18 protein-coding genes are annotated in these 24,026 nt (G+C 70.8%); 3 read left to right on the forward strand and 15 right to left on the reverse strand.

Annotation, left to right across the window (positions count from 1 at the left end):
• Positions 1-73 precede the first annotated feature (73 nt).
• From OG892_RS01050 to OG892_RS01095, 10 genes are all read right to left on the reverse strand, one after another.
• Positions 74-3,166 (reverse strand): alpha-mannosidase, encoded by a 3,093-nt coding sequence (locus OG892_RS01050; RefSeq protein WP_371628138.1) that lies wholly within the window; start codon positions 3,164-3,166, stop codon positions 74-76.
• Complete coding sequence (locus OG892_RS01055) at positions 3,159-5,162, reverse strand: DUF2264 domain-containing protein (protein WP_371628137.1); 2,004 nt, start codon at positions 5,160-5,162, stop codon at positions 3,159-3,161. Before OG892_RS01055 ends, OG892_RS01050 begins: the two co-directional genes overlap by 8 nt.
• Positions 5,159-6,787 (reverse strand): substrate-binding domain-containing protein, encoded by a 1,629-nt coding sequence (locus OG892_RS01060; RefSeq protein ID WP_371628136.1) that lies wholly within the window; start codon positions 6,785-6,787, stop codon positions 5,159-5,161. Before OG892_RS01060 ends, OG892_RS01055 begins: the two co-directional genes overlap by 4 nt.
• 14 nt (positions 6,788-6,801) lie before the next feature.
• Complete coding sequence (locus OG892_RS01065; RefSeq protein ID WP_073738854.1) at positions 6,802-7,743, reverse strand: carbohydrate ABC transporter permease; 942 nt, start codon at positions 7,741-7,743, stop codon at positions 6,802-6,804.
• Entirely contained in the window at positions 7,740-8,711 is a 972-nt protein-coding gene (locus OG892_RS01070; RefSeq protein ID WP_328868198.1) for an ABC transporter permease subunit, read from the reverse strand. Before OG892_RS01070 ends, OG892_RS01065 begins: the two co-directional genes overlap by 4 nt.
• A 131-nt stretch (positions 8,712-8,842) precedes the next feature.
• A complete protein-coding gene (locus tag OG892_RS01075; protein ID WP_371628135.1) occupies positions 8,843-9,799 on the reverse strand; it encodes a hydroxyacid dehydrogenase in 957 nt (318 codons plus the stop codon).
• Positions 9,800-10,080: 281 nt separating this feature from the next.
• Complete coding sequence (locus OG892_RS01080; protein ID WP_371628195.1) at positions 10,081-13,113, reverse strand: alpha-mannosidase; 3,033 nt, start codon at positions 13,111-13,113, stop codon at positions 10,081-10,083.
• 128 nt (positions 13,114-13,241) lie between these two features.
• The gene (locus tag OG892_RS01085; protein WP_371628196.1) at positions 13,242-14,339 is read right to left on the reverse strand and encodes a Gfo/Idh/MocA family protein; all 1,098 of its coding nucleotides are present in this window, start codon (positions 14,337-14,339) and stop codon (positions 13,242-13,244) included.
• Positions 14,324-14,980 (reverse strand): ThuA domain-containing protein, encoded by a 657-nt coding sequence (locus tag OG892_RS01090; RefSeq protein ID WP_371628197.1) that lies wholly within the window; start codon positions 14,978-14,980, stop codon positions 14,324-14,326. Before OG892_RS01090 ends, OG892_RS01085 begins: the two co-directional genes overlap by 16 nt.
• A 221-nt stretch (positions 14,981-15,201) precedes the next feature.
• Entirely contained in the window at positions 15,202-17,043 is a 1,842-nt protein-coding gene (locus OG892_RS01095) for a right-handed parallel beta-helix repeat-containing protein (RefSeq protein ID WP_371628198.1), read from the reverse strand.
• A 276-nt stretch (positions 17,044-17,319) separates the two neighbouring features.
• Here OG892_RS01095 and OG892_RS01100 point away from each other — a divergent pair, with 276 nt between their 5' ends.
• Complete coding sequence (locus OG892_RS01100; RefSeq protein WP_371628199.1) at positions 17,320-18,006, forward strand: alpha/beta fold hydrolase; 687 nt, start codon at positions 17,320-17,322, stop codon at positions 18,004-18,006.
• 100 nt (positions 18,007-18,106) lie between these two features.
• Here OG892_RS01100 and OG892_RS01105 read toward each other — a convergent pair whose 3' ends face one another.
• The gene (locus tag OG892_RS01105) at positions 18,107-18,907 is read right to left on the reverse strand and encodes an SAM-dependent methyltransferase (protein WP_328868192.1); all 801 of its coding nucleotides are present in this window, start codon (positions 18,905-18,907) and stop codon (positions 18,107-18,109) included.
• Between the two features lie 518 nt (positions 18,908-19,425).
• On the opposite strand from OG892_RS01105, the gene OG892_RS01110 reads away from it, so the two are divergent.
• Positions 19,426-20,175 carry a dienelactone hydrolase family protein gene (locus tag OG892_RS01110; protein ID WP_371628200.1) on the forward strand — a complete coding sequence of 250 codons (750 nt, stop codon included), beginning with the start codon at positions 19,426-19,428 and terminating at the stop codon, positions 20,173-20,175.
• A gap of 21 nt (positions 20,176-20,196) precedes the next feature.
• On the opposite strand, the gene OG892_RS01115 is transcribed toward OG892_RS01110, so the two are convergent.
• Positions 20,197-20,898 carry an SDR family oxidoreductase gene (locus OG892_RS01115; RefSeq protein ID WP_371628201.1) on the reverse strand — a complete coding sequence of 234 codons (702 nt, stop codon included), beginning with the start codon at positions 20,896-20,898 and terminating at the stop codon, positions 20,197-20,199.
• Between the two features lie 216 nt (positions 20,899-21,114).
• Here OG892_RS01115 and OG892_RS01120 point away from each other — a divergent pair, with 216 nt between their 5' ends.
• Positions 21,115-22,053 carry a carbohydrate kinase gene (locus OG892_RS01120; protein ID WP_371628202.1) on the forward strand — a complete coding sequence of 313 codons (939 nt, stop codon included), beginning with the start codon at positions 21,115-21,117 and terminating at the stop codon, positions 22,051-22,053.
• Positions 22,054-22,062: 9 nt separating this feature from the next.
• On the opposite strand, the gene OG892_RS01125 is transcribed toward OG892_RS01120, so the two are convergent.
• From OG892_RS01125 to OG892_RS01135, 3 genes are read right to left on the reverse strand one after another with little or no spacing between them, the layout of a single operon-like run.
• On the reverse strand, positions 22,063-22,929 hold the full coding sequence (locus tag OG892_RS01125) for a hypothetical protein (protein ID WP_073738864.1): 867 nt from the start codon (positions 22,927-22,929) through the stop codon (positions 22,063-22,065).
• Positions 22,926-23,495, reverse strand: coding sequence for a sigma-70 family RNA polymerase sigma factor (locus OG892_RS01130; RefSeq protein WP_242436888.1), 570 nt, complete (start codon positions 23,493-23,495; stop codon positions 22,926-22,928). The genes OG892_RS01125 and OG892_RS01130 overlap by 4 nt, the downstream gene beginning before the upstream one ends.
• Positions 23,492-23,653, reverse strand: a complete 162-nt coding sequence (locus OG892_RS01135) for a hypothetical protein (RefSeq protein ID WP_328868189.1) — start codon at positions 23,651-23,653, stop codon at positions 23,492-23,494. Before OG892_RS01135 ends, OG892_RS01130 begins: the two co-directional genes overlap by 4 nt.
• Between the last annotated feature and the right edge of the window lie 373 nt (positions 23,654-24,026).

Below are 24,026 nucleotides of genomic sequence, written 5' to 3' on the forward strand. Positions count from 1 at the left end.
TACGACGCGGGTGGGACAGTGCGTCGGGGGCGGACGCGCCCCGCGGCACAACTGTCCCTCTCTCCGGGTGACTTCACTTCCTCGCCGCCGGTCGCAGGCGCAGCGTACGGATCTGGAAGGGCCGGAACGCGAGGGCGACGGCCCCGTCCTCCGGCGCCAGCTCGCGCTCCGGCTGCTCCAGCAGGTCGCAGTCCTGTGCCCCGGCGAGCGGGAATCCGGCGCTCAGGCCGGCCCTGACCGCTCCCCCGCACGCCTCGTACAGCCGGACCACGACGTCGCCGCTCCGGTCGTCGGCGAGCTTGACGGATTCCACCACCACATCCGTGGTGTCGAGCGTGACCAGTGCGGCCGTCTCCGCCGGGGCCGCCCGCAGCGGCAGGTTCAGCGCGTAGCCGCCCGCGACGGCCTCCTCGATCCCGGCGCCGGCCAGCAGCGCGTAGCCGAAGCGGTGGGTGCCCCGGTCGGCCTGCGGGTCGGGGCTGTGCGGGGAGCGCAGCAGGGTCAGGCGCAGCGTCGTGGTGGTCCCGCCGTCCTGGCGGGTGTCGCGGCGCACGTCGTGCCCGTAGGTCGAGTCGGTCAGCAGTGCGGCGCCCCAGCGCCGCTCGCCCACATGCACCCAGCGGTGCGCCCACAGTTCGAAGCGGGCGGCGTCCCAGCTGGTGTTCTCGTGGGTGGGCCGCTGCACATGGCCGAACTGGATCTCCGCGCTCTCCCGTTCCGCGTGCACGTCCAGCGGCCAGGCCGCCTTCAGCACCGTGTCGCGTTCCTGCCAGTCGATATCGTTGCGGACGGTCACCTGGCGGCTCTCGGCGGCGAGTTCGATGTGCTGGACGAACCGCGAGTCGCCGTGAACGCGCTCGACGCGCACCGACGCGAGCAGCGGGCCCTCGTCCGCGAGTGCCACCGACTCGCACGTGTCGACGTCGTGCACGACGTCGCGGTAGTACGAGTCGATGTTCCACGCGGACCACAAGTTCGGGTCGTCGGGGTGGAGCTGGAGGAGGTTGCCGACGGCGCCGGGGGCGATCGCCTCCCGCCGTGCCGCGTGGTCGTACACCGAGGTGACCAGGCCGCGCCGGTCCACGACGACGGTCAGCACCCCGTTGTCGAGGACGAATCCGCCGTCCTGTGCGCGGGCCGTGACGGGCTCGCGGGCCTCTGCCGCGCCGCCGGAGGCCAGCGGTCCGGTCTCCGCGAGGACGGCCGTACGCCCGTCGGCGAGGCGCTGTGCGCCGGGGAACCCCGGGTCGCCGGCGAGCACGGCGACCTCGCGGCGCGCGTACGGCCCGGCGTTGAGCAGTGCGGGCCGGCCCGGCAGCCGCTCGGCCGCGTCTGCGATCAGCGTCTCCAGTTCGGCGTGGATCCCGCCGTACTCCCGCTCGGCCTGCTGGTGCACCCAGGCGATGGACGAGCCCGGCAGGATGTCGTGGAACTGGTTGAGCAGGACCCGCTGCCACAGCGATTCGAGCCGTTCGTACGGGTAGGGCGCGCCGGACCGTACGGCGGCGGTGGCCGCCCACAGCTCGGCCTCGCGCAGCAGCGCCTCGCTGCGCCGGTTGCCCCGCTTGGTGCGGGCCTGGCTGGTGTAGGTGCCGCGATGGTTCTCCAGGTACAACTCGCCGCGCCAGACGGGCAGTCGCGCGCCCTCGCGTTCGGCGCGCGCCGCCTCGAAGAAGGCGTCGGGTGATTCGACCACGACCTTCGGTGAGCCTTCGAGGTCGCGCAGTCGGCGCGCCTTCTCCAGCATCGAGCGGCTGGGGCCGCCGCCGCCGTCCCCGTAGCCGAACGGGACGAGGGAGCGGGTGGCGACGCCCTTGTCGCTGAAGTTGCCCTCTGCGTGGGCGTTCTCCCTGGCCGTCAGTGAGGCGTTGTAGCTGTCGACGGGCGGGCAGTGGGTGAAGATGCGCGAGCCGTCGATGCCCTCCCATTCGAAGGTGTGGTGGGGCAGCCGGTTCGTCTCGTTCCAGGAGAGCTTCTGGGTGAGGAACCACTCGGCGCCCGCCAGTCTGGCGAGCTGCGGGTAGGCGGCGGTGTACCCGAACGAGTCGGGCAGCCAGATCCCGGGCTGATCCACGCCGAACTCCTCGGCGAAGAAGCGCCGCCCGTAGACGAGTTGGCGGGCGAGCGCCTCACCGCCCGGCAGGTTTCCGTCCGCCTCGACCCACATGCCGCCGACCGGGACCCAGTTGCCGTCGGCCGCCGCCTTCTTCATCCGGGCGTAGATGTCCGGGCGCTGTTGCTTCATCCACGCGTACTGCTGGGCGGAGGAGCAGGCGAAGACCAGCTCGGGGTATTCCTGGGCGAGGGTGGTCATGTTGGTGAAGGTGCGCGCGCACTTGCGTACGGTCTCGCGCACCGGCCACAGCCATGCCGAGTCGATGTGTGCGTGGCCGACGGCGGAGAGGGTGTGCGCGGAGGCGTGCGCGGGCCGGGACAGCACGTCGGCCAGGAGCCCCCTGGCCCGCGCCGCCGTTCCGGCGACATCCGCCGGGTCCACGGCGTCGGCGGCGTGGCGCAGGGCGTAGAGGATCTCGTGGCGCCTGGTGGAGCTGAGCGGCAGCTCGTGCATCAGCTCGTCGAGCACTTCGATGTCGTGGACGAGGTGCCACACGTCTTCCTCGCGCACCGCGATGTCGGCCTGCTTGAGGTGGTAGAGCGGAGCGTTTCCGGCGGTCTCCAGGGAGCCGTGGTGCAGGTGGAGTCCGGCGCTGCCGACGATCGGCGGGTTGGCGGCCAGCTCGATCAGCAGGTCGACGGTGGCGCCTCCGGCGGCGGAGTCGTCGAGGAGCACGCTGCGGTTGTACGGGTGCAGGCCCTGGAGTGGCGTGCCCAGGCCGTCGTGGACCAGGCCCTCGGCCTGGCCGCCGGGCCCCTTGGACAGGTCGAAGTCGAGGTCGAAGACCGCCTCCACGCGGCGCCCCGACCAGTCGCCGGGAATGTCGGTGCGGGCCCGCATCCAGGTCGTCTGCCAGGGGCTGCCCCAGGCGTCACCGACCGTGAAGGGCTCGTAGTCGGCGCCCAGTGCCTCGGCGACGGGGACGGGCTCGCCGTCCACGCGCCAGGCGCTCAGGGCCAGCGGGCGTACGGCGCTGTAGACGGCGGGGCGAACGACCCGGTCGAGCAGCTTGCGGATCCGGGCCTCGATGATCCGGCGGTCGTCATGCACGGAGCTGGTCCTTCCAGGGGTCGTACGCGGAGTCGTCGGGGGCGGGCAGCCGGATGGTGTCGTGCGCGCCGTCGGCCCAGGTGACGTCCGCGAGCAGGGCGTCGCCCTCGGCGCGGGTGGTGACCTGGGGCAGGGCGCCGGGGCCGGTGCCGCCGAGGTGGACGAGGGCGACGTGGATCGCGCCGTCTGTGACGGGTCCCTCGGTCGCCACGACCGGGGTGGCGGAGGTGCCTCCGAGGGCGTTGGAGCCGGCTCCGGCCACCGAGGCCGCGCGGGGCAGCCCGTGTGCCCCGATGACGACGGAGACCAGCCCGTCGGCTCCCTCGACCCGGGCCGCGGCCCCCTCCACGGTTGCGGCGCCGGCCCCGGAGCGGGGATCGACGGCCAGCGCCCAGCCACCGACACGCAGCCGGTGACCGGCCGCCGCGCCGCCGTCCGCACGGTCCTCGGCACAGCCGTCGACCCGTACGGCGCGCACCTCGACGGACCCCCGCAGGGCCGACCCCGTGGTGATCCAGGGGCCCAGGGTGTAGGGGGTGTCGGGCCCGCCGAAGACGTCCCAGGTCGCATCCTTCGGCCAGTGCGCGCGGGACCGGGAGACGGCCGTGGCCCCGTCGATGGAGATCCTTTCCGCGGGGCGCCGGTGCGAGGCGCGTCCCGCCGCGTCCAGCAGGACGACCGCGTTGTCGAGCGGCTCCGCGTCCGCGCTGCCGCCGGGGACGGTGGGGTCGCCGGGGGTCTCAGGGGCGGTGTGCGTCGAGTAGGCGAAGCGGGCGTAGCCGGGGTCGTCGGCGTGCGGGCGGGCCGGGTCCGCGTGGTCGCCGCCGTGGTTGACGACGCGGACGACCCCGTCGGCGGCGGTGCCGGAGACGAGCCAGCCGGGCGCGGTCAGGGTCCGCGTGAAGTCGCCCTGTTCGACGGGCAGCGGGGGCGCCGCCTCGGTCCACACCGGGTGCTCGGGCGGCAGGGCGAGGCCGATGAACCCCTTGCTCGCCCAGTACGGGGACGCGGGGCCCGAGTACCCCTGCAAAATGCCGCGGAAGGGCCGGTGCCAGCCGAGTGTCAGCAGGCCGTGCTCGTCGGTGGCGCCGTGGTCGGTGAAGTGGTCCAGCATCCGGCCGGCGAGCGCCCGGGTCTCCCCCGGCGCGAGCGGTGTGGCGTCGAACAGTGCGCCGGTCCACAGCGGGGCGAGCGCGGCGTGCCGGTAGGTGAGGGAGCGGCCGTGGACGAGCGGTGAGCCGTTGCCGCCGATCAGGAGCCGCTGGTCCGCCAGGAAGCGGTGCAGCCTGGTCCGGTAGCGGTCGAGGAGTCCGGCGGGCGCGGCGTCGCCGAGGATGCGGCAGAACCACAGCGGGTACAGGTGCATGGCCCAGCCGTTGTAGTGGTCGAAGTTGCGGTGGGCGGCGCCGGTGAGCCCGTCCGAGTACCAGCCCTCGCCCGCGTACCAGCCGTCGGTGAGGGCGATGACCCGGTCGAGGTCCTGCTGGCGCCACTGTCCGCCGGCCGTGCGGGCGAACGCCTCGGTGACGCCCTGGAACCAGATCCAGTTGTTGCCCGGCATCGGGTCGCCCACCATGGGCGCCAGCCAGTCCAGGACCCGCTGCCGGACCCGGTCGTCGAGGCGGTCCCAGATCCACGGCCGGGTCTCGTGCAGGGCGATCGCGATCGACGCGGCCTCGACCTTCGCCTGGCCGCGTTCGGCGAAGGTGGGCCAGCGCTCCGGGTTCGCGGGGTCGGTGCCCGCGGCCAGGCCCGCGGCGTACCAGCCGGCGAGGTCGAGCGGGTCGGCTCCGCCCGCTCCCGCCAGCCGGAATCCGGCCAGCAGGAAGGTGCGGGCGAAGCCTTCGAGCCCGTCGCTGTGCGCGCCGTTGTGGCTCGGGACGCCGGGCAGGCTGATCAGGGCGTGCTCGTCGGTGGCGTACGGCCGTACGGCGAGCAGCATCCGGTCTGCGGTGCGCTCCCAGTGGGCGCGGTCCTCTGCGGGGGTGCGGTTCATGACTGGCGGCTCTCCCATGCCTGTTCGTACTCCGCGCGGATCCGGTCGCCGGCCTGCTTGCGCCAGTTCCGCATCGCCTCGTCCCACTCCTTGAGGGGGACGCGGCCCTGCATGATGCCCTTGCGGGTGTCGTCCAGGGTCTTCTGGAGCAGCGCGGACATCTTGGCGTTGGTCGGCGAGTAGAGGTCCTCGGTCGGATTGGCGAGCAGCCGTTCGACCGCTTCCTTCTGGAACGCGTACTGCGTCTTCACGATCTCCGGCCCGGACGGGTAGTACAGCGTGAAGGGCGCGTCCGTGGCGAAGATCGTCGGCAGGGTGACCTCGGCCTGGCCCTTCGGGGTGAGGATCGGGTCGGTTCCCTTGAGGGTGTGGTCCGCGCCGGGGACGCCGTACTTGCGCAGCAGGTAGCCGTCCGTACCGAAGGGCGAGGCGAGTGCGTTCATCGCGCGCAGGATCTGCTTGATCCGCTCCTTGGGCGCCTTCTTGATGATGAGCATGCCGTAGTAGGACTGGCCCTGCCATTGGACGCCCTCGCCGCCGTCCCAGCCGGGCGCGAGCAGGTAGCCGAGTTCGAAGCCCTTCGTGGCCGGGGCGTACATGGAGTAGTAGTCGTTCCAGGCCACGGGCCCGTCGGGGTTCAGGACAGTCTGTCCGGTGCCGAACCAGTCCTTCACCTTCCCGGTGACGCTGTAGGCGTCCGGGTGCATCACGCCGGCCTTGGTCATCCGGCGGACCGCGTCCAGGGTCTGCCTGGCCTCCTCGGTCTCGAACCACCAGGTGAACTTCCCTCCTTCCTCACGCCACTTGTTGGGTCCCCCGAGCATCTGCATCACGGTGTCGAACGCGGTGATGGGGTCGCCCATGGCGTACTGGCTGTGCTTGCGGTCGGTGACGTCCTTGCACAGCCGGAAGAACTCCTGCCAGCTCTTCGGGTCCGGGTCGAGACCGCGTGCGCGGATCAGGTCGAGCCGGGTGAAGATCGGGCCGCCGGAGAGCGGGCGGGGCATCGGTATCGCGTAGATACCGCCGTTGAGCACGCAGGGCGCCCAGGAGGGGGACGGGATGTTCGCGAGGTACGGGTAGTCCCGGATGCCGTCACCGGAGAGATGCTCGGTCAGGTCCTGGAAGAGCGCGTCCAGCATGCCCGGTGTGGCGGCGGAGTTCTGGCTCGGCGGCAGCATCAGCATGGTGTCGGGCAGATCGCCGCCCGCGACGGTCACGGCGAACTTGTTCGGGTAGTCGCTGACCGGTGAGATCTGGAAGTTGAGATCGCACCCGACGCTCCTGTTCAGGGCCTGCCACATGACGTTGTCCGTGACCGGCGGCGGCACCGGGTTGAAGATCAGCGTCATGATGTCGATGGCCGGGCCCTTGGCGGGCGGGCCGCCCGGCAGTGACTTCACCGGCTTGGCCGGGAAGTTGAGATACCCGGGCGCGACACCGGCGGCGGTGGCCGGCATGGATGTCGGGACGCCGTTGTACGGGATGTAGGCGGGCAGCGGGACCTTGGCGTTGGCGGCCTTGGTCGACACGGGGCGGTAGTCCCCGCAGCCGGCCAGGGTCAGGCCGGCCGTGACACCGGCGGCCGAGGCGAGGAAGCCGCGACGACTGAGTGATGAGTTCATGACAGTTTATCCCCTTATCCCTTCACCGCTCCGACCATCACGCCCTTGTTCATGTGGCGCTGGAGGAAGGGGTAGACGATCACGATGGGCACGATCGACAGCACGAGGATCGCGGCCTGGAGGGACTGGGCGGGCGGCAGCGGCGCCCCGGCGGCGACGTCCACCTGACCGCCGCTGAGCGCCGCGTTGTTGACGACATAGGTACGCAGCACGAGCTGCATGGGCCACTTGGACGCGTCGTTGATGTAGAGCAGCGCGTTGAAGAAGGCGTTCCAGTAGGTCACCGCGTAGAACAGGCCGATGACGGCCACCGCGGCTTTGGAGAGCGGGAGCACGATCCTGGTGAGGATCGTCGTCTCGGAGGCGCCGTCGATGCGCGCGGAGTCCAGGAGCTCCTTGGGGATGCTCATGAAGAAGGACCGCAGCACGATCACGTTGAACGCGTTGATCATGGTCGGCAGGATCAGCGACCAGTAGCTGTTGATCAGGCCGAGCTGTTTGACCATCAGGTAGCTGGGGATGACGCCCGGGGCGAACAGCATGGTCATCAGCAGCATGATGAGGACCGGCCGGTGGCCGAAGGAGCCGGGCCGGCTGAGCCCGTACGCCAGCATGATGGAGCAGACGAGGCTCAGCGCGGTGCCGACCACGGTGATGCCGACGCTGACCAGCATGGCCTTGGACACCAGGCCGCCGGAGAGCAGCGCCGAGTAGGCGGACCAGCTGGGGTTGTCGGGCCACAGGACGTAGCCGCCGGCCCTGGTGACCTGGCCGGTGTCGGCGAGCGAGGTCGAGATGATCGCGAGGAACGGCAGCAGGACCAGCACGACGCAGATCAGCAGGATCAGCGATTTGAGGGTGCGCCACGGCAGGGAGCCCGGCGTTTCCCCGGGGATGGCGCTGTAGGACCTGCGGGGCCTGCGGCGCACCGGGTGTGCGGGCGACAGTGTTGTCATGACTTGTACACTCCTTCCTCGCCGAACAGGTGGGCGATCTTGTTGGCGCCCAGGACGAGCGCGACCCCGATGACTCCCTTGACGAGGCCGACGGCGGCGCTGACGCCCCAATCCCCGCCGATGAGGCCGTGGTTGTAGACGTAGGTGTCCAGGACCTCGCTGTTCTCCAGGCCGACACCTCCCTGTTGCAGCAGGATCTGTTCGAAGCCGACGGACAGGGCGTCACCGAGGCGCAGGATGAGGAGCAGGATCACCAGTCCGCGCAGGGCGGGCAGGGTGACGTGCCAGGTCTGCCGCAGCCGGCTCGCGCCGTCCATGGCCGCCGCCTCGTAGAGGTCGTTGTCGACGCGGGAGAGCGCGGCCAGGAAGAGGATCGTGCCCCAGCCGGTGTCCTTCCAGATGACTTGGGAGGTGAGCAGGGTCTTGAACAGCTCGGGGTTCCCGATGATGTTCCAGGTGCCCATGTCGTGGGCCTGGAGGAACAGGTTGAGCATGCCGCCGTTGCCCAGCAGCTGTTGGAAGAGGGCGACGACGACCACCCAGGACAGGAAGTGCGGCAGGTACAGGACGTTCTGCACCCACTTCTTGACCCGTTCGCTCACCAGGCTGTTCAGCGCCAGGGCCAGCAGAATCGGCACCGGGAAGACGAACACCACCTGGATCAGGGTGAGTTCGAGCGTGTTGACGAGCGCGCGGACGAACTGGTCGTCGCCGTTGAAGAGGACCTCGAAGTTCTTCAGCCCGTTCCACGGACTGTGCAGTATGCCGATGTAGGGCTGATAGTCCTGGAACGCGATGACGTTGCCCAGCAGCGGTATGTAGTGGAACAGCAGCAGGACCACGGTGCCCGGGATCAGGAACCAGAACAGGGCGGTGTCGCGTCGGCGGCGTGGGCGGCCGGGCCGCTCGCGGCCCGCCTGCCCGCCCTCCTCGGCCGCGCGGGCGGCCGGTTGCTCAAGTGTTGTCATGACATCAAGCCCTTTCACCGGGGATCAGGCGTGGTCGGCCGCGTCTCGGGGCCGGCTGCGTGAGGTGGTGCGATGAGTGATGTGACGTCCATGGGGGGGTGGCGAGTGAGCGAGCGGTTCGCGCCGCCGGGTCAGGCCAGCCGCGGGAGTGCTTCGCGGGTGACCTCGCCGAGCAGCGGTTCCCCCGCCACCCAGCGTTCGGTCTCCTCGACCGCGTACTGTCCGAGCCGTCGCACCTCGCTGCCCTGTGCGCCGGCGATGTGCGGAGTGAGCAGCACGTTCGGCAGGGCCGACAGCGGATGGCCCACGGGCAGGGGTTCGGGGTCCGTCACGTCGAGGTAGGCCTCGATGCGGCCGGTCGTGCACTCCCGGGCGAGGGCGTCCGTGTCGACGACGGCGCCCCTGGCGGTGTTGATCAGCGCGCCTCCGTCGGGCAGGAGCGCGAGCATGGCGGCGTCGATCAGGCCCTCCGTCTCCGGCAGCAGCGGGACGTGAACGCTCACCACCCGGGACAGCCGGCACAGCTCGGCGAGGCCGGTCCGCCGCGCGCCGAGCAGGCGCGCGGTCTCATCCGTGACATACGGGTCGTACAGCAGGATCTCGTGGCCCGCGCCGGATCTGGCCAGTTCGGCCATCACCCGGCGGCCGATGCGCGAGGCGCCGACGATGCCCACGGTGAGCCCGTCGGCGCCGGAGCGGTCGGCGGCGCCGGGCCACACGCCGGGGTATCCGGCGGCCATCGTCAGGGTCCGGCGGGCGGCGAGGCCGATGAGGGCGACGGTGTAAGAGGCGACGGGCCCCGCATTGGCGTCGGCGGCCGAGGAGACCACGATGCCGCGTTCCCACACCGCTTCGCTCACCAGGGACTTGACGGTCCCGGCGGCATGGATGACGGCGCGCAGCCGGGGCGCGTGCGCGAGGACTCCGGCGGTGAGCCGGGGGCAGCCCCAGCCGCTGATCAGGATCTCCGCGTCGCCCAGGGCGGCCGCCAGATCGTGTCCGACGGGGGCGGGAGCGAGGCGGACCACGTCGGAGAGGCGGGTGCGCAGGTCTGCGGGGAGTACGGAATCGGCCACGGCGGGGTCCATGACGCAGACCGCTGCCGGCCGCTCGGACGGCTCCGGCGGTCCGGGTGGTTCGGGCCGTTGCTGCGGCTGCGGTGGGGTGGGGGGTTCTGGTGGGCCGGGTGGTTCCTGCGGCTCCGGTGGTCCGGGGTGTGCGGCTCGGGCTGTCATGCGGGGGCCCTCTTTCGGTCCTCTTTCGGTCCTCTTCCGGTACGTACAGGCCGTCCGGCCCACCGGGACGTCGGCGGCGGGTTGTGCGCCGCCGGCGTCCCGGCACGGGTGCCGCCGTCCCGGGCGGCAGGTCGTCAGGCGCGGGGCAGGCGCAGGGTGACCAGTTGGAACGGCCGCAGCGCGAGCACCACGCCGCCGGCGTTCTCCGCCGGCGGTTCGGCGTCGGTGAGCGGGCGCTCCAGGAGGTCCGTCGGGACGGCCCTCGCGGTGGCGAAGCCGTCGGCGCGCACGGTGGCGCGGGCCCGTCCGCCATGCGCTTCGTAGAGGCGTACGACCAGGTCACCGCTGCGGTCGTCGGCCAGCTTCACCGCGCTGACCACGACGGCGTCGTTGTCCACCGTCACCAGTGGCGCGACCTCGGCGGCGGTGCCGGTGACCCGGCGCTCCGGCAGGTTGGCCCGGTGGCCCTCGCGGACCGCGTCACCGATCGTCGCGCCCGGCACCAGTGCGTGGTGGAACCGGTGGACGCCCTGGTCGGTCTCGGGGTCGGGGTAGCGGGGCGCACGCAGCAGCGACGCCCGTACGGTCGTGGTCGTGCCGGCGTCGGTCCCGGTCCGCACGGCACGCGTCACGTCGTGGCCGTACGTCGCGTCGTTCACGATCGCGACACCCCAGCCCGGCTCGTCGACGTGCACGAAACGGTGGTTGCAGGCCTCGAACTTGGCCCACTCCCAGCTCGTGTTCTGGTGGGTGGGCCGGTACACGTGGCCGAACTGGGTCTCGGAGGCGTACCGGTCGGCCTTCACGTCCAGGGGGAAGGCCAGTTTCAGGAAGCGTTCGGTCTCGTGCCAGTCGACCTCGGTGGCGATGTCGAGCCGCTTGGCACGGGCCGGGACCGTCAGGTGCTGGACGACGCGGGAGTCACCGAAGGACCGCTCGACGCGCACCGCCGCTCCCTCGACGCCCAGTTCGGTGACGTCGGTGAGGTCACTGCCGACGTTCCGGTAGAAGGCGTCGACGTCCCAGGCGTCCCACTGGTTGGGGAAGTCGGGGTGCAGTTGGAGGAGGTTGGCCGCCTGGCCCGGCGCGATGGCCTCGCGCTCCGCGCCGTGGTCGTACACGGAGACGACAAGGCCGCGTCCGTCGATCTCGACCCGCAACAGTCCGTTGTCCAGGACGTATCCGCCACCGTCGAGCGGTACGGGAACTACCGCCTCTTTGTGGGCCGGCCGGGGCGAAGCACCACCGGCGGGTACCGAACCACGGTTGTGCGGTGCCGAGTTGAAGGCCAGATCGGTGCCGCCGGACGCGTCACCGGCCAGTGCGCGCTGCGCCCCGCCGATGATGTCCTCCAGCTCGGCGGCGAGCCGGGCGTAGGTCTCGCGCGCCTCGCGGTGCACCCAGGCGATGGACGAGCCGGGCAGGATGTCGTGGAACTGGTGCAGCAGCACCGTCTTCCAGATCCGGTCCAGTTCCTCGTAGGGGTAGGGGAACGCGGTCCGCACCGCAGCGGTCGTGGCCCACAGTTCGGCCTCCGACAGAAGGGACTCGCTGCGCCGGTTGCCGCGCTTCGTCTGCGCCTGGCTGGTCAGGGTGGCGCGGTGCAGTTCGAGGTACAGTTCACCGACCCAGACGGGCGGGTCGGGGTACTCGGCCTCGGCCTTGGTGAAGAAGCCGGCGGGAGTCTCCCACTCCACGGTCGCCGAGCCTTCGAGGCTGCCCATGCGCGCGGCCTTGGCGACCATCTCGCGGGTGGTGCCGCCCCCGCCGTCACCGAATCCGGTCGGTGCGAGCGACCGCGAGGCGACCCCCTTCTCCTTGAAATTCCGTGCGGCGTGGGCGATCTGCCGGCCGTTCATCTCGCAGTTGTACGAGTCGACGGGCGGGAAGTGCGTGAAGATCCGGGTGCCGTCGATGCCCTCCCACTGGAAGGTGTGGTGCGGGAACTTGTTGGTCCTGCTCCAGGAGATCTTCTGCGTCAGCAGCCACTTGGAGCCGGCCGCCTTGATGATCTGCGGCAGCCCGGCCGCGAAGCCGAAGGTGTCGGGCAGCCACGCCTCGTCGTTCTCGATGCCGAACTCGTCGAGGAAGAACCGCTTGCCGTGCACGAACTGACGGGCCATCGCCTCCGAGCCCGGCATGTTCGTGTCCGACTCGACCCACATCCCGCCGGTGGGCACGAACCGGCCCTCCGCGACCGCCTTCTTGACCTTCGTGTACACCTGCGGCCGGTGCTCCTTGATCCAGGCGAACTGCTGCGCCTGCGACATCGCGAAGACGAAGTCCGGCTCCTCCTCCAGGAGGGCCGTCATGTTCGATGTCGTACGGGCGACCTTGCGCACCGTCTCACGCAGCGGCCACAGCCAGGCGGAGTCGATGTGCGCGTGCCCGACCGCGCTGATCCGGTGCGCGGCGGGAGCGGCCGGAGCGGCGAGCACACCGGCCAGTTCCTCGCGCGCGGCCCGCGCCGTACCGTTCACGTCCTGGAGGTCGACGGCGTCCAGCGCCCGGCCGACCGCCCGCAGGATCTCCCAGCGGCGCGCTCCCTCGACCGGCAGTTCCGCCATCAGCCCGCCGAGGACCTCCAGGTCCATGACCAGGTTCCACACCGTCTCGTCGAACACGGCCAGGTTCATCTCGCCCAGGACGTACTGCGGCGCATCGCCGGCGGTGGCCCTGTCGCCCATCGGCGTCGGCTGGAACGGCACCCCGCTCGCGTCGATGTCGGGGTTGGAGGCGGCCTCGATCCGCCAGTCGACCTGCTCCCCGCCGGCCACCGGTGATCCGACCCGTACGTAGGAGTTGCGCGGGTGAAGGCCCTTGACCGGGGTGCCGTCGGGCCGGTGGACGAGGCCCTCGCACTGGAAGCCGGGCGTACGCGGGGTGAAGCCGAGGTCGAGCACGGCCTCGACGGTGCGGCCCGCCCACTCCGCGGGGACCGTCCCGGTGACCTTGAACCAGCTGGTCCCCCATGGCGCACCCCACGCGGTGCCCGGGGTGATGGGACGGTCCGGCGCCGTGAGGCCCTCGGCCACGGGGACGGGCTCGCCCGACGTGGACCAGATCTCCACGTTCAGGGGGGTGGTGACGGGGTGGACGGCCGGCCGAATGCGTTCGTTGAGGACGCGGTCCAGACGTGCTTCGACCAGGTTCCGGTCGTCGTGCATGAAGGGTGTCTCCTGTTGCTGCGGGCGGGCGCGGGGCTCGGTGGGTGGCGCCGGGCGGGATGTCTTCGGCCGAGTGGCGCCGAGCGGGGGTGTTGTCGGGGACGCCGCCGGCGGCGGACGAGGGCCGGTCAGAGGCTGGTGTCCGCCACCGGAGCGGGGCGCTCGCAGGTGGTGGTCACCGGCAGTGCCCGGCCCTCGTCCGCCGCGTCCATGAGCGTGAGCATGACGTCCAGGACATGTGCGGCGAGCTCTGCGGACGCGCGGTGCGGGCGGCCGCTGTGGAGCGCCTCGGCCAGATCCGCGAGACCCGCGCCCCGGCCCGCGCCCCGGTATCCGGCCGACACGGGCAGCGTTTCCCAGCCGTCGCCGCGGTGGATCTCGACGGGGCCGTCGAAGTGGTTCGGGTCCGGCACGGACAGGGAGGCGCCGGTGCCGTGCACCTCGATGCGGGGCAGCCGCGCGGCACGAACGTCGAAGCTCATCACCAGCGTGGACAGGGCCCCGTCCGCGTGCTCCAGGACGCCCGTGATGTGGGTGTCCACCTCGACCTGGAAGGTCTGCCCCGCGCGGGGTCCGCTGCCGATGGTCCGCTCGGCGCGGGGCCGGGAGGACGCACCGGTCACCTTGACCACGGGGCCGAGCAGGTGGACCAGAGCCGACAGGTAGTACGGGCCCATGTCGAGCAGGGGGCCGCCGCCGGGGCGGTAGTAGAACTCCGGATCCGGGTGCCACTTCTCGTGGCCCGCGGTCGTCATGAAGGCGGTGGCCGCGACCGGGCGGCCGATCAGACCGTCGTCAACGGCCTTGCGCGCGGTCTGCGTTCCGGTGCCCAGGACGGTGTCGGGGGCGCAGCAGAGCCGCAGTCCGGCCGCACGAGCCGCGGCGAGCACGGCGTCGGCCTCCTTGCGGTCGGCGGCGAGGGGCTTCTCGCCGTACACGTGCTTGCCCGCGGCGAGTGCCGTCAGCGCGACGTCCGCGTGCGCGGCCGGGACGGTGAGGTTGAGGACGGCGTCCACGTCGTCGCGGGCGACCAGGCCGGCGACGGTCGGCGCGAGGGAGACCCCGTCACCGGCCTGCTCCGCGACGGCCCGCGCGCGGCCGGCGTCGAGGTCGGTGACGGCGGTGAGCCGCACGGACGTCAGCCGTTCCAGCGTGGACAGATACGCGCCGCTGATCTTTCCCGCGCCGACGATGCCGATGTTCAAGGGCTTCAGCGGCACGCCCACAGCAGTCCCCTCTCGGTGAGCGTGCGGACCTGAGGCACCTCGAAATCGTCGGGCTTGTGCCCGATGGTCGAGACGAAGACCCGGCCTGCTCCCCAGGTCCTGGTCCACACGGCGGGCATCACAGCGGGCCCGTCGTGCGGTTCCGCGGCCGGGAAGGTGGTGGTGGCCAGGACGTCGATACGCGGGTCGGTGAGGACCCAGTACTGCTCGGTGTGCACGGAGAAGTCGTCGAGGCCCGCGATGACCGGGTGGTCCGCGCGCTCGGGCAGGAAGTTGTAGGTGTGGTCGTGGTAGCCGGGCGGGTGCATCACGAACTTGCCGCCGGTCAGCAGGTGGTAGCCGTGGTCGTGGAAGCAGTCGACGATGCCACCGTGCCAGCCGGCGAGACCGGTGCCCGCCCGTACGGCCGCGGACAGGTTCTCGCGCTGCTCGGGGGTGATGGTGCCCATCGTCCAGCAGTGCACGATGAGGTCGGTTGCGGCGAGTCTCTCCGCGTCCTCGTACACCGCGAGATCCTCGGAGGTCTCGACGGCGAACCCCTGCTCCTTGAGGAACGGAAGGAATCCGTCGCTGATCGTCACGGGCTGGTGCCCGTTCCAACCGCCGCGGACGACGAGCGCCCGCCTGGTGTGGGTGGTCACGGTGATTGCACGCTCCCATCGGCGCCGCACGTGCGGGGTGCGGCGGTAGGGGTCTGGGCGAGTTCGGCCGGCCGACCGGGGTGAAGCGGGGGTTACCGCTGCTCAGGCCGGTCGTCGGCTGGGTGCGATAAGAACGTACGAACGGCGAACATACTTTGTCAATACACTTTACGAAGTGCGTCGCAGAGGCTTCGGCCGGGCCGCCTCGGCCAGGCGTGATGTCAGTCGGTGATGTGGAACGTGGCCGGGGAATCGTTCCGCAGCGCCACTTGGCCCGGACGGAGATTCGTGACCGTGTTGCCCGCGAACGCTCCGGTGCCGGTGACGCCGGAACCGACCAGGATTCCCTGAGTCTCGGGACTGTCGATGGTGTTGTTCTTCAGCGTCACATCGACCCGCGTCAGGTCGATGAAGAGGCCGGCCCGGAAGGCCCCGCGCATCACGTTGTCGCTCAGGGTGACATGCGTATAGGCGTCGGGGAAGAGCGAGGTGCTGTTCGGGGAACCGATTCGGACCCCGTGCCGGACGCTGTTCCAGCCGCCACCGCCGATCAGGACGTTGCCGCTGATCGTGGCGGACTCCAGGGGGTGTCCGGTGTCCCCGAACACGCCGATGTCCAGGGCACTGTTCGAGGACACGCTGTTCACGAGGTTGTCGCGGACCTCGACGTTCTCGCCGCCGGCCACTCGAAGGCCGTTGGCCCACCAGGGCGCGATCGCGGTGTTGTTGAGGATCTTCGCCCCCGTCACCTGACCGTTGGTGCCGCTCGCGCCCGCGTCGGAGTACGTCGCGAAGGAGTCGTCACCGGTGTTCCGGGCAAAGTTGTTGCGGACGGTGATGTTGTCGCCCAGCTTGTCCGGATCCTTCGTGTTGCCGTTGTTGATGTTGAACCCGTCGCCGTAGCCGTCCGAGGTCCGGCTGTTCTCGATGAGGCCGTTCGATCCGGAGAGCCAGTTCGCGTCGGTGTGCCGCGTCCAGATCCGCTGGACGAGCCATCCGCCGGCACCGCTGGCGTTGATGCCGTAGTCCGCGCCGCCGGTGCCGCCGACCCCGCGCCACACGGCGTTCGAATCGATCTGGATGTCGCGCAGCGTGGTGCCAGAACCCACCAGGGTCTTCGAGCGCCACGACGTGGCCGGCAGCGGGCTCTTGCGGTACAGCGTCGAATACCACATCCCGGCGCCCTCCACCGTCACACCGGTGAAGTCGAGCGGCGTGGGTTCGAGGCTGTTCGTCAGGTATCTGCCGCGCGGGATCCACACCGTCTTCCCCTGCAGGCGGGCGGCGTTCACCGTGTTCTGGATGGCGACCGTGGAGTCCTTCCCGGACTCCGGATCTGCGCCATTACTGACCACGGAGAGGGAGTTCGCAGGCTGGGACCGCGCGGGTCCCACGTTTTCCAGGTCGACGGAGTCGATGTCGTAGACCGAGGCCGTGTTGCCGGTTCCCTTACGGAACGTGACGGCGCTGCCGGCCGGTACCGGGGTGCCCGAGATCCAGACGGGGAAGTCGTTGTAGAAGCGGTAGGGCATCCCGCCGGCCTTGGGGTCGTCCGGGTTCGTGGTCGCCTCGCGGTAGTTCCACGCCTGCGCGGAACTCAGCGTGATCGCCTGACGGAACGTGCCGTTGACGTACAGGTCCAGCGACGCGCTGGTGCCGCCGCCGTCCGGCGCGTCGGGGATCGAGGCACGGACCACGAGGGTGTTGGCGCTCCGGCCCGAGCTGTTCGGCACCGACACGGCGTCACCCGGGTTCGTGAGCTCGACCAGCGCGTTGCCCGACGCCTCGGTCTCCAGGGAGGCCGAGGTCGGGACCGTCGCTCCGGGCCTGATCGAGCGGACGCGGGCGGCGCCGCCGAGCGTCCCGGATTCGGCCTCGACCGTCACGAACGGCGTGGTGGCACCGGCCGTCTCGGCTATCCCGGCGGAGGCCCCCGCGCCGGCCCCCGCAGCGGCCTCCGCGTAGCCTCCGGCGCCGGGAAATACGCCGAACAGCGTTCCGGCGACAACGGCAGCGACGCCACCGAGCCAACGGGAGTGTCCTCGAAGTCTTCTGCGGTGCATGGTTCACCTCGTGTGGGAGTAGGCCATGGGATACGCGGCAGAGCCAGAAGAGCGGGCCGCACGACGCGACCGTGTTCCGTCACCCGACCGGGACCTGAGCACTCATCAGGAACAGCCAACAGCCTTGTGAATCACCGGAGTCGGCGGGACGCGGCAACAGGCGGGATCGCCCGAGAACTTAGGAACGTCGCCACGGTTTGTCAATACGTTGTACTAACGCGGTCGCATTCCGCTCAAGCGGCACCACGCGCACCCCTCGCCGCCTACGATGACCTGATGAAATTCGTCATGGTGCCGGGCGGCTGGCACGGCGGGTGGGTATTCGACTCCGTGGCCGTCGAACTGAACCGAGCCGGTCATCAGGTCGAGGCGGTGACCCTGGCGGGGCTGGAGCCGGACAGCCCGGTCGACGCGGACCGTCCGCCGAACCTCGACACCCATATCGACCAGGTAGCAGAGATCATCGACCGCTGTGACGGGACGCCGCTGGCGCTGTGCGGGCACAGCTACGGCGGGATGGTGATCGCCGGGGTCGCGGACAGGCTCGGCCCCCGCCTGGACCACCTCGTCTTCATCGACGCCTATGTTCCGGACGACGGGGATTCGTGCTGGTCCCTGACCAGCGACAGCTTCCGGGAGTTGTTCATCGCCGGTTCCCGCGCCGACGGCCGATGGGTCACGGTCCCCGACGGGCTCGACCCCCGCGCGCGACCGCACCCGCTGGCGAGCTTCATCCAGTCGGTCAGGCTGCGGGAGGACTCCGGACACACGCCGCCCGCCCGGACGTTCATCAGCGGTGGCGTGTGGCCGGACAGCCCGTTCCTCACCCTGACCGAACGGTTGCGCAACGACTCGGCCTGGCGGGTTCACGAACTTCCCGTCGGTCACAACATCGCCCGCCACGACCCCCATGGCCTCGCGGCCGTTCTGCGCGCACTGCCACCGGCCGGTGGGCGACCATGAATCCGATGCCGAGGCCGCCGAGCCGAGGGAATGATCCGACGGCCCGGCCCCGGCCGACCGGCAAGGCAGGCACGGCGCTTGGTGACAGCGAACCGACCCGTTACGCCTTGCGGGCCACAGCACACCACATGGGCAGGGTGTCGTCCGCGACGTCGGACGGGCCCGGACGCCAGCGGGTCAGCGTGACGAGCCCCGGTTCCAGGATCTCCAGGCCGTCGAAGAAGCGCTGCACCTCGGCGTGGGTGCGGGGAGTGGCCGAGGCGTGGCTGGCGGCGCGCTCGTTGTAGATCCGCATGGACTCGGCGACCTCGGGCGCGGTGACGTCGGCGGCCGGGTGCGACAGCACCAGGTGACTCCCGGGGGCCAGGCGGTCCAGCAGTCGGCGGGTGATGTCCCAGGGGTCCTCGGTGTCCTTGATGTACTGAAGGATCGCCACGAGCATGAGGCCGACCGGCTGGTCGAGGTCCAGGTTCCGGGCGGCCGCTTCGAGGATCGCTTCCACGTCGCGCACGTCGGCCTGCACGTAGTCCGTCTGTCCCTCGGGTCCGCTGACCAGGAGCGCCCGCGCGTGGGTGAGCACGATCGGGTCGTTGTCGACGTAGACGACACGCGATTCGGGGGCTGCCTGCTGCGCTACCTCGTGGGTGTTCGCCGCGGCGGGAATTCCCGTGCCGACGTCGAGGAACTGACGGATACCCAGACCCGTGAGGTGACGTACGGCGCGGCCGAGGAAGGCGCGGTTGGCCCGGACCGACGGCACGATCGTCGGGTTGGCCTGGGCTGCGAGCTCTGCCGCCTCCTGATCCACGACGTAGTGGTCCTTCCCGCCCAGCCAGACGTTGTACACGCGGGCGGGGTGCGCGCTCACGGGATGCGGTGCGGAAAGCGTGTTCTCATTCATTGTTCTGTCTCCTCGTGCGGCCGCCACAGCCAGCTCGAACTCAAGTACGGACACGGTACATCCGTGATCCACCGCTCATCACCCATCAGCCCATGTCACTTGGTTACGGGCGGGCCCGGCCCGGGAGTTGCGCCGCTCGGGCTCCGCCCACGTGGCGCTCCGTCACTCGTACCGGCACTTCGGTGAGTTCGCCTCGAGACGGGGTGAGCCGAAGGATCACATCCGTGAGCGGCAGCAAATCCGGACCGTTCGTGCCCGCCACGGCCCCGAGGTGTCGGCCCGCCGCTTCCCCGCTCTGCCCCGCCTTCTGGATTGAACTGGATCGAATTCGCCTCCTGCACCGCTGCCGCCGTGGGCGAGGTACTCACCGCGGGCAAGGAACTACGGTCATTGCATTTGCTGCCGTACAGGTTGTACTTTGCTCGCGAAAGTGAACTGACGTCCCGGACTCACGGGTTGACGTCTTCGCTCCGTCGCCCTCCGACGGTGTATCCGCATCAGTCCGAAGAAGGAAGAACGTGCCTACCAAAACGCTGTTGATTTCCACCGCCGACGGCCGGGCCGACGCGTTCGCCGCCTTCCCCGACGGTGACGAGCGGCACCCGGGCGTGCTGCTGTACCCGGACGCCTTCGGCGTGCGGCCGGTGCTGGAGGAGATGGCCCGCGAACTGGCCGGGCACGGGTACTACGTGCTCGTCCCCAACATCTTCTACCGGCACGGCGCGGCACCGGTGATCGAGCTTCCCGAGCACATCAGCGGCGAGAACCGGCCCGCGGTCTTCGCCCAGGTGATGCCCTTGATCAAGGCGCACACGAGCGAACGCGCCCTGCGCGACGCCGAGGCCTACCTCGGGTTCCTCACCGGCCAGGCCGAGGTCAGCGCCGGACCGGTCGCCGCGATCGGCTACTGCATGGGCGGGACCCTGGCGATGCGCACCGCGGCCGCACATCCCGATCAGGTGGCGGCCGTCGCCGGATTCCACCCCAGTGCCCTGGTCACCGACGCACCCGACAGCCCGCACCACGGCTTCCCCGAGGTCTCCGCCCAGGTCCACCTCGGCCTGGCCGAGGGCGACATGACCCCGGAGACCCTCAGGGAGCTCGACCAGGCCCTGGACGCCGCGGGCGTCAGCCACACCTGCGAGGTCTACCCGGGCACCACCCATGGCTTCACCATGTCCGACACCGACGCGTTCAGCGCCTCCGGGCTGCAGCGGCATTGGGACCGCCTGCTGCCGCTCCTCGACCGCGCGTTCGCCGGCCGCTGAGGCTCCGGGCCGGCCCCTGCGCTACCAGCGGACGGTCCGGCCCTCGTAGTCCAGGAACCGCAGTCCGCCCCTGGCCCTCTGGGACTCGATCGTATCGACCACGCCGGGGATGCTCTGGTCGGTCGTCAGACGCGCGGCGGGGCCGCCCAGGTCGGTCTTCACCCAGCCGGGGGCCATGAGCAGCAGGGTGCGCGGGTCGTCGGCGTGCCGTGCGGCGAAACTGCGCATCAGCTGGTTCAGGGCGGATTTGCTCGCCCGGTAGACCTCGAAGCCGCCCTTGTCGTTGTTGGCGACGCTCCCCTGGCCCGAGGACATCACCGCGATCGTGCCGTCCGGGGCGACGAGGTCCCGCAGCGCCTCGACCACCCGCATCGGGCTGAGCGCGTTGGTCACCATCAGGTGCACAAAGGTCTCCGTCGGCACGTCGGCAACGGTCTCCTCGGGGTCGTTGGTCACCCCGGCACTGACGAACAGCAGGTCGAAAGTCGTCGGCGCCAGGCGCTCGTGCAACGCCGCGATCTGCTCCGGAACCGTGATGTCGACCCTCTCCACGACCAGTCGGCCGCCTGAGGAGTCGGCCAGGTCATGCAGACCGGTCCGCCCGGTGCCCCGTACCGTCGCGGTCACCCGTCGGCCCCGGGCCAGGTACTCGGCCGCCAGCGCGTACCCGAGCCCGCGTGACGCGCCGATGATCAGAGCGGTCCTACCGTCAGTTACTGTCACGACGATGTGTCCCTCCTCGATGGCGGGTTCGCGGCGCGGCGGCCGTCGTACTCGATCACAGTATGTGATGACCGCGGTGCCGGCCTCATGGCGGTCGCCCACGTGCCGGCGATCCCGTACTCCTTGTACACGCGGCAGGATCGGGCCCAAGGTGTTCGGAGGCCGTGCCGCCTGCCAGGACACCCACGTCACCGCACTCCAGGAGACCCCACCCTCATGCTCGACAGAAACGACCTGCTGGTCATCGGTGAATGCGTCGCCGACATCGTCCGGCTGCCGGGTACGGCCGACCAGGTCCACCCGGGAGGCAGCCCGGCCAATGTCGCGTACGGCCTGGCCAGGCTCGGACACGGTGTCACCCTGCTCACCCAGCTCGGGCCGGACGCCCACGGGCGGCGGATCCGCGGCCATCTGGCCGGTGCCGGGGTCGAGGTCCGCACGGACGGTGCCACTGCCCCGACTCCGTCCGCCGCCGTCACTCTGGACGGTGCCGGGCGGGCCGCGTACACCTTCGAGATCACCTGGACGCTGGGCCCGGTCTCCTTGGAGCAGCCTCCCCGGCACGTCCATACCGGGTCGATCGCGGCCGTGATGGCACCGGGCGCGTCCGCGGTCGTCGCCGCCGTCGAGTCGCTGCGGACGGCGGCGACCGTCAGTTACGACCCCAATGTGCGGCCGGAGCTGATGGGGGACCACGAGGCGGCCGTGCGCGAGGTCGAGCGCTGTGTCGCGCTCAGCGATGTGGTCAAGGCGAGCGACGAGGATCTGGAGTGGCTGTACCCGGGTCAGGAGCCGGGGCGGGTCGCCGAACGGTGGCTCGCCGCCGGGCCGGCCCTGGTACTGGTCACCCGGGGCGGTGACGGGGCCCTGGCCGTACTGCCCGGCGGCCGGGTGTCGGTCGGCGCGCCGCCGGTCGACGTCGCGGACACGGTGGGGGCGGGGGACGCCTTCATGTCGGGCACCCTCCACGCACTCGCCGCGCACGGGCTGCTCGGCGTGGAGGGACGGGAGCGGCTCCGCTCGGTGGACCGGGCCACCGTCACCGATGTCCTGCGCCACGCGGCGGCCTCTGCGGCCGTGACCGTCGCGAGGGCCGGTGCCAACCCGCCCGACGTGCCGGAACTCGCCGTGGCGCTCGGCCGGACCGGCCGCTGACGCCCGCCGCTACCCCCAGCACCACTTCGGTTCCCGGCGGGCGGCGGCGATGAGCGGGCGGGCGGACTTGGGGCGGGGCTGGAGCCGGTTGCGCACGGACGGTCTTCCGGGGGCGGGCGTGCTGCCGGCGGTGAGGCTGCGGATGTGGTCCGTGAAGCCGGGGGCGGGCAGGGGCAGCTCGAAGTCGTCTATGTGGCCGACCGCCGCGGGTACGTAGTCGAGCACGGCTCCGACCATGGCGGGCACCGGGGCCGGGTCGGTCCTGAGCGCGCCGAGGATGCGCAGCGCTGTCGGCAGCAGGCTCGCGTCGCTGGTCGTCACGGCGTTGAGCGCGTCGCTGACGATGCCCGGCACGTCGTCGGCGGTGACGTCGGGCACGGCGTCGGTGAAGTCGTCGGTGGAGGGGGGCGCGCTCTGGATCTGCTCGGTCTGCTCGTACCACCAGCGGGCTTCACCGTGCTCGCCGAGTGCGAGGTGGTGGAGGTAGAGGCAGTAGGAGGCCGCGGGGTCGCCGGCGCCGGCCGCGTACTGCCACCAGAAGCGGGCGTTCTCCTCGGATTCCGCGAGTTGGAGGATGCAGCCGAGGACCCGTGCGCCCGGGGGTTCGGGGAGCTGCGGGGTGAGGAAGGTGTCCAGGGTGCTGAGGGCGGTGTTGCGGGTGACGACGGTCTGGCAGAGGGTCTGAAGGTTCTGGGCCGCTTCGTGCTCCGTCGGCTCCTCCGGTACGGGAACGGTCGACGGCGGCGGCGAGCAGGACGGGCCGGAGGCGTGGAGTCGGGCGAGGAGACGGGTCTCCGCGGCGTTGATGTCCTCCTGGGTGTAGGGGGTGGTGACGAGGCGTGCGCGGGAGAGGAACTCCGTGATGTGGCGTGTCATCGTCGCCCTTCCATGGCGCGGTCCGGTCCCAGGATGTCCCGCAGCCGGCGCGTCGCGTGCCGGACCGTGGAGCGCACGGTGGCGCTGGTGATGCCGAGTACGTCGGCCACTTCGGGTGCGTTGAGCCCGTGGAGGTAGGTCATCACCATGACGTCGAGCTGACGCTCGGTGAGCTGCCGCATGGCCCTCATGAGGGCGAGGGTCTCGGTGATCTGCCCGTACGGATCCACGGCGTCGCGCAGGGCGAAGGTGTTGAAGGCCTCGTCGTCGAGCAACGGGGGCCGGCGCCTGCGCGCGCGGCTGTGATCGTTGACCTTGTTGCGCATGACGGTCCACGCGTAGCCGGACGGGTTCTCGACGAGCAGGACCTTGTCCCAGGTGCGCAGAAGCTGCTCGAAGGCGCTGTCGATCGCTTCTTCGGCATCGTGGCGGTTGTGCAGGAACGTCTCGGCGTAGTGGATGTAGCGCGGCCGGTTCATCTGGTGGAAGGCGGTGAACGAGAGGTCGGGGAGCTGCTGGGCCATCGGCTCTGTGCCCGGACGCGTGCGGCTTCGGTACTCGGTCACCGGCCTTCCTTCCGGTCACGGGGACGGCGGTTCAGCTCGCTCACCCCGACCCGGACTCCCGCGGCCGCCAGGTGGCGCAGCAGGGTGTGGACGTCCTTGCCGAAAACGCGGATCGTGACCGCCAGGATCATCAGGTCACCTACGAGGTGGATCGTCACAGGCGCGAGCCTCTGTTCGTGCGAAGAGCCGGGCGCTTCCTCGAACCCGGGAAGTGCGCGGTCGTGCGCCCTTCACTCTCAACAACACCTGGCAACGAACAACTGTGCAGGCGTAATTCGGAGAAAGTGGCGGACCGGCAGAACCGGTGACGCGCGGACGTTCCCGCTTGCTCATCCGGCGTCATCAGCCACCCCGCGCCACGCACCCGCCGGTACCGTCACCAGCGCACACGCTCCACGGTCACCGCTTTGCATAAATTTGCGCAAATCCAGCAAACTCCGATCGTGACCCAGGTCACATCTCCGGCTGACTGTGCGTACCTGGCGCACAGTCAGGTGACCGCCGCTCGGTGCAGCGCGTCCCGGTCCGGGT

Origin of the sequence: Streptomyces sp. NBC_00341, from assembly GCF_041435055.1 — a bacterium.
Lineage (GTDB): Bacteria > Actinomycetota > Actinomycetes > Streptomycetales > Streptomycetaceae > Streptomyces.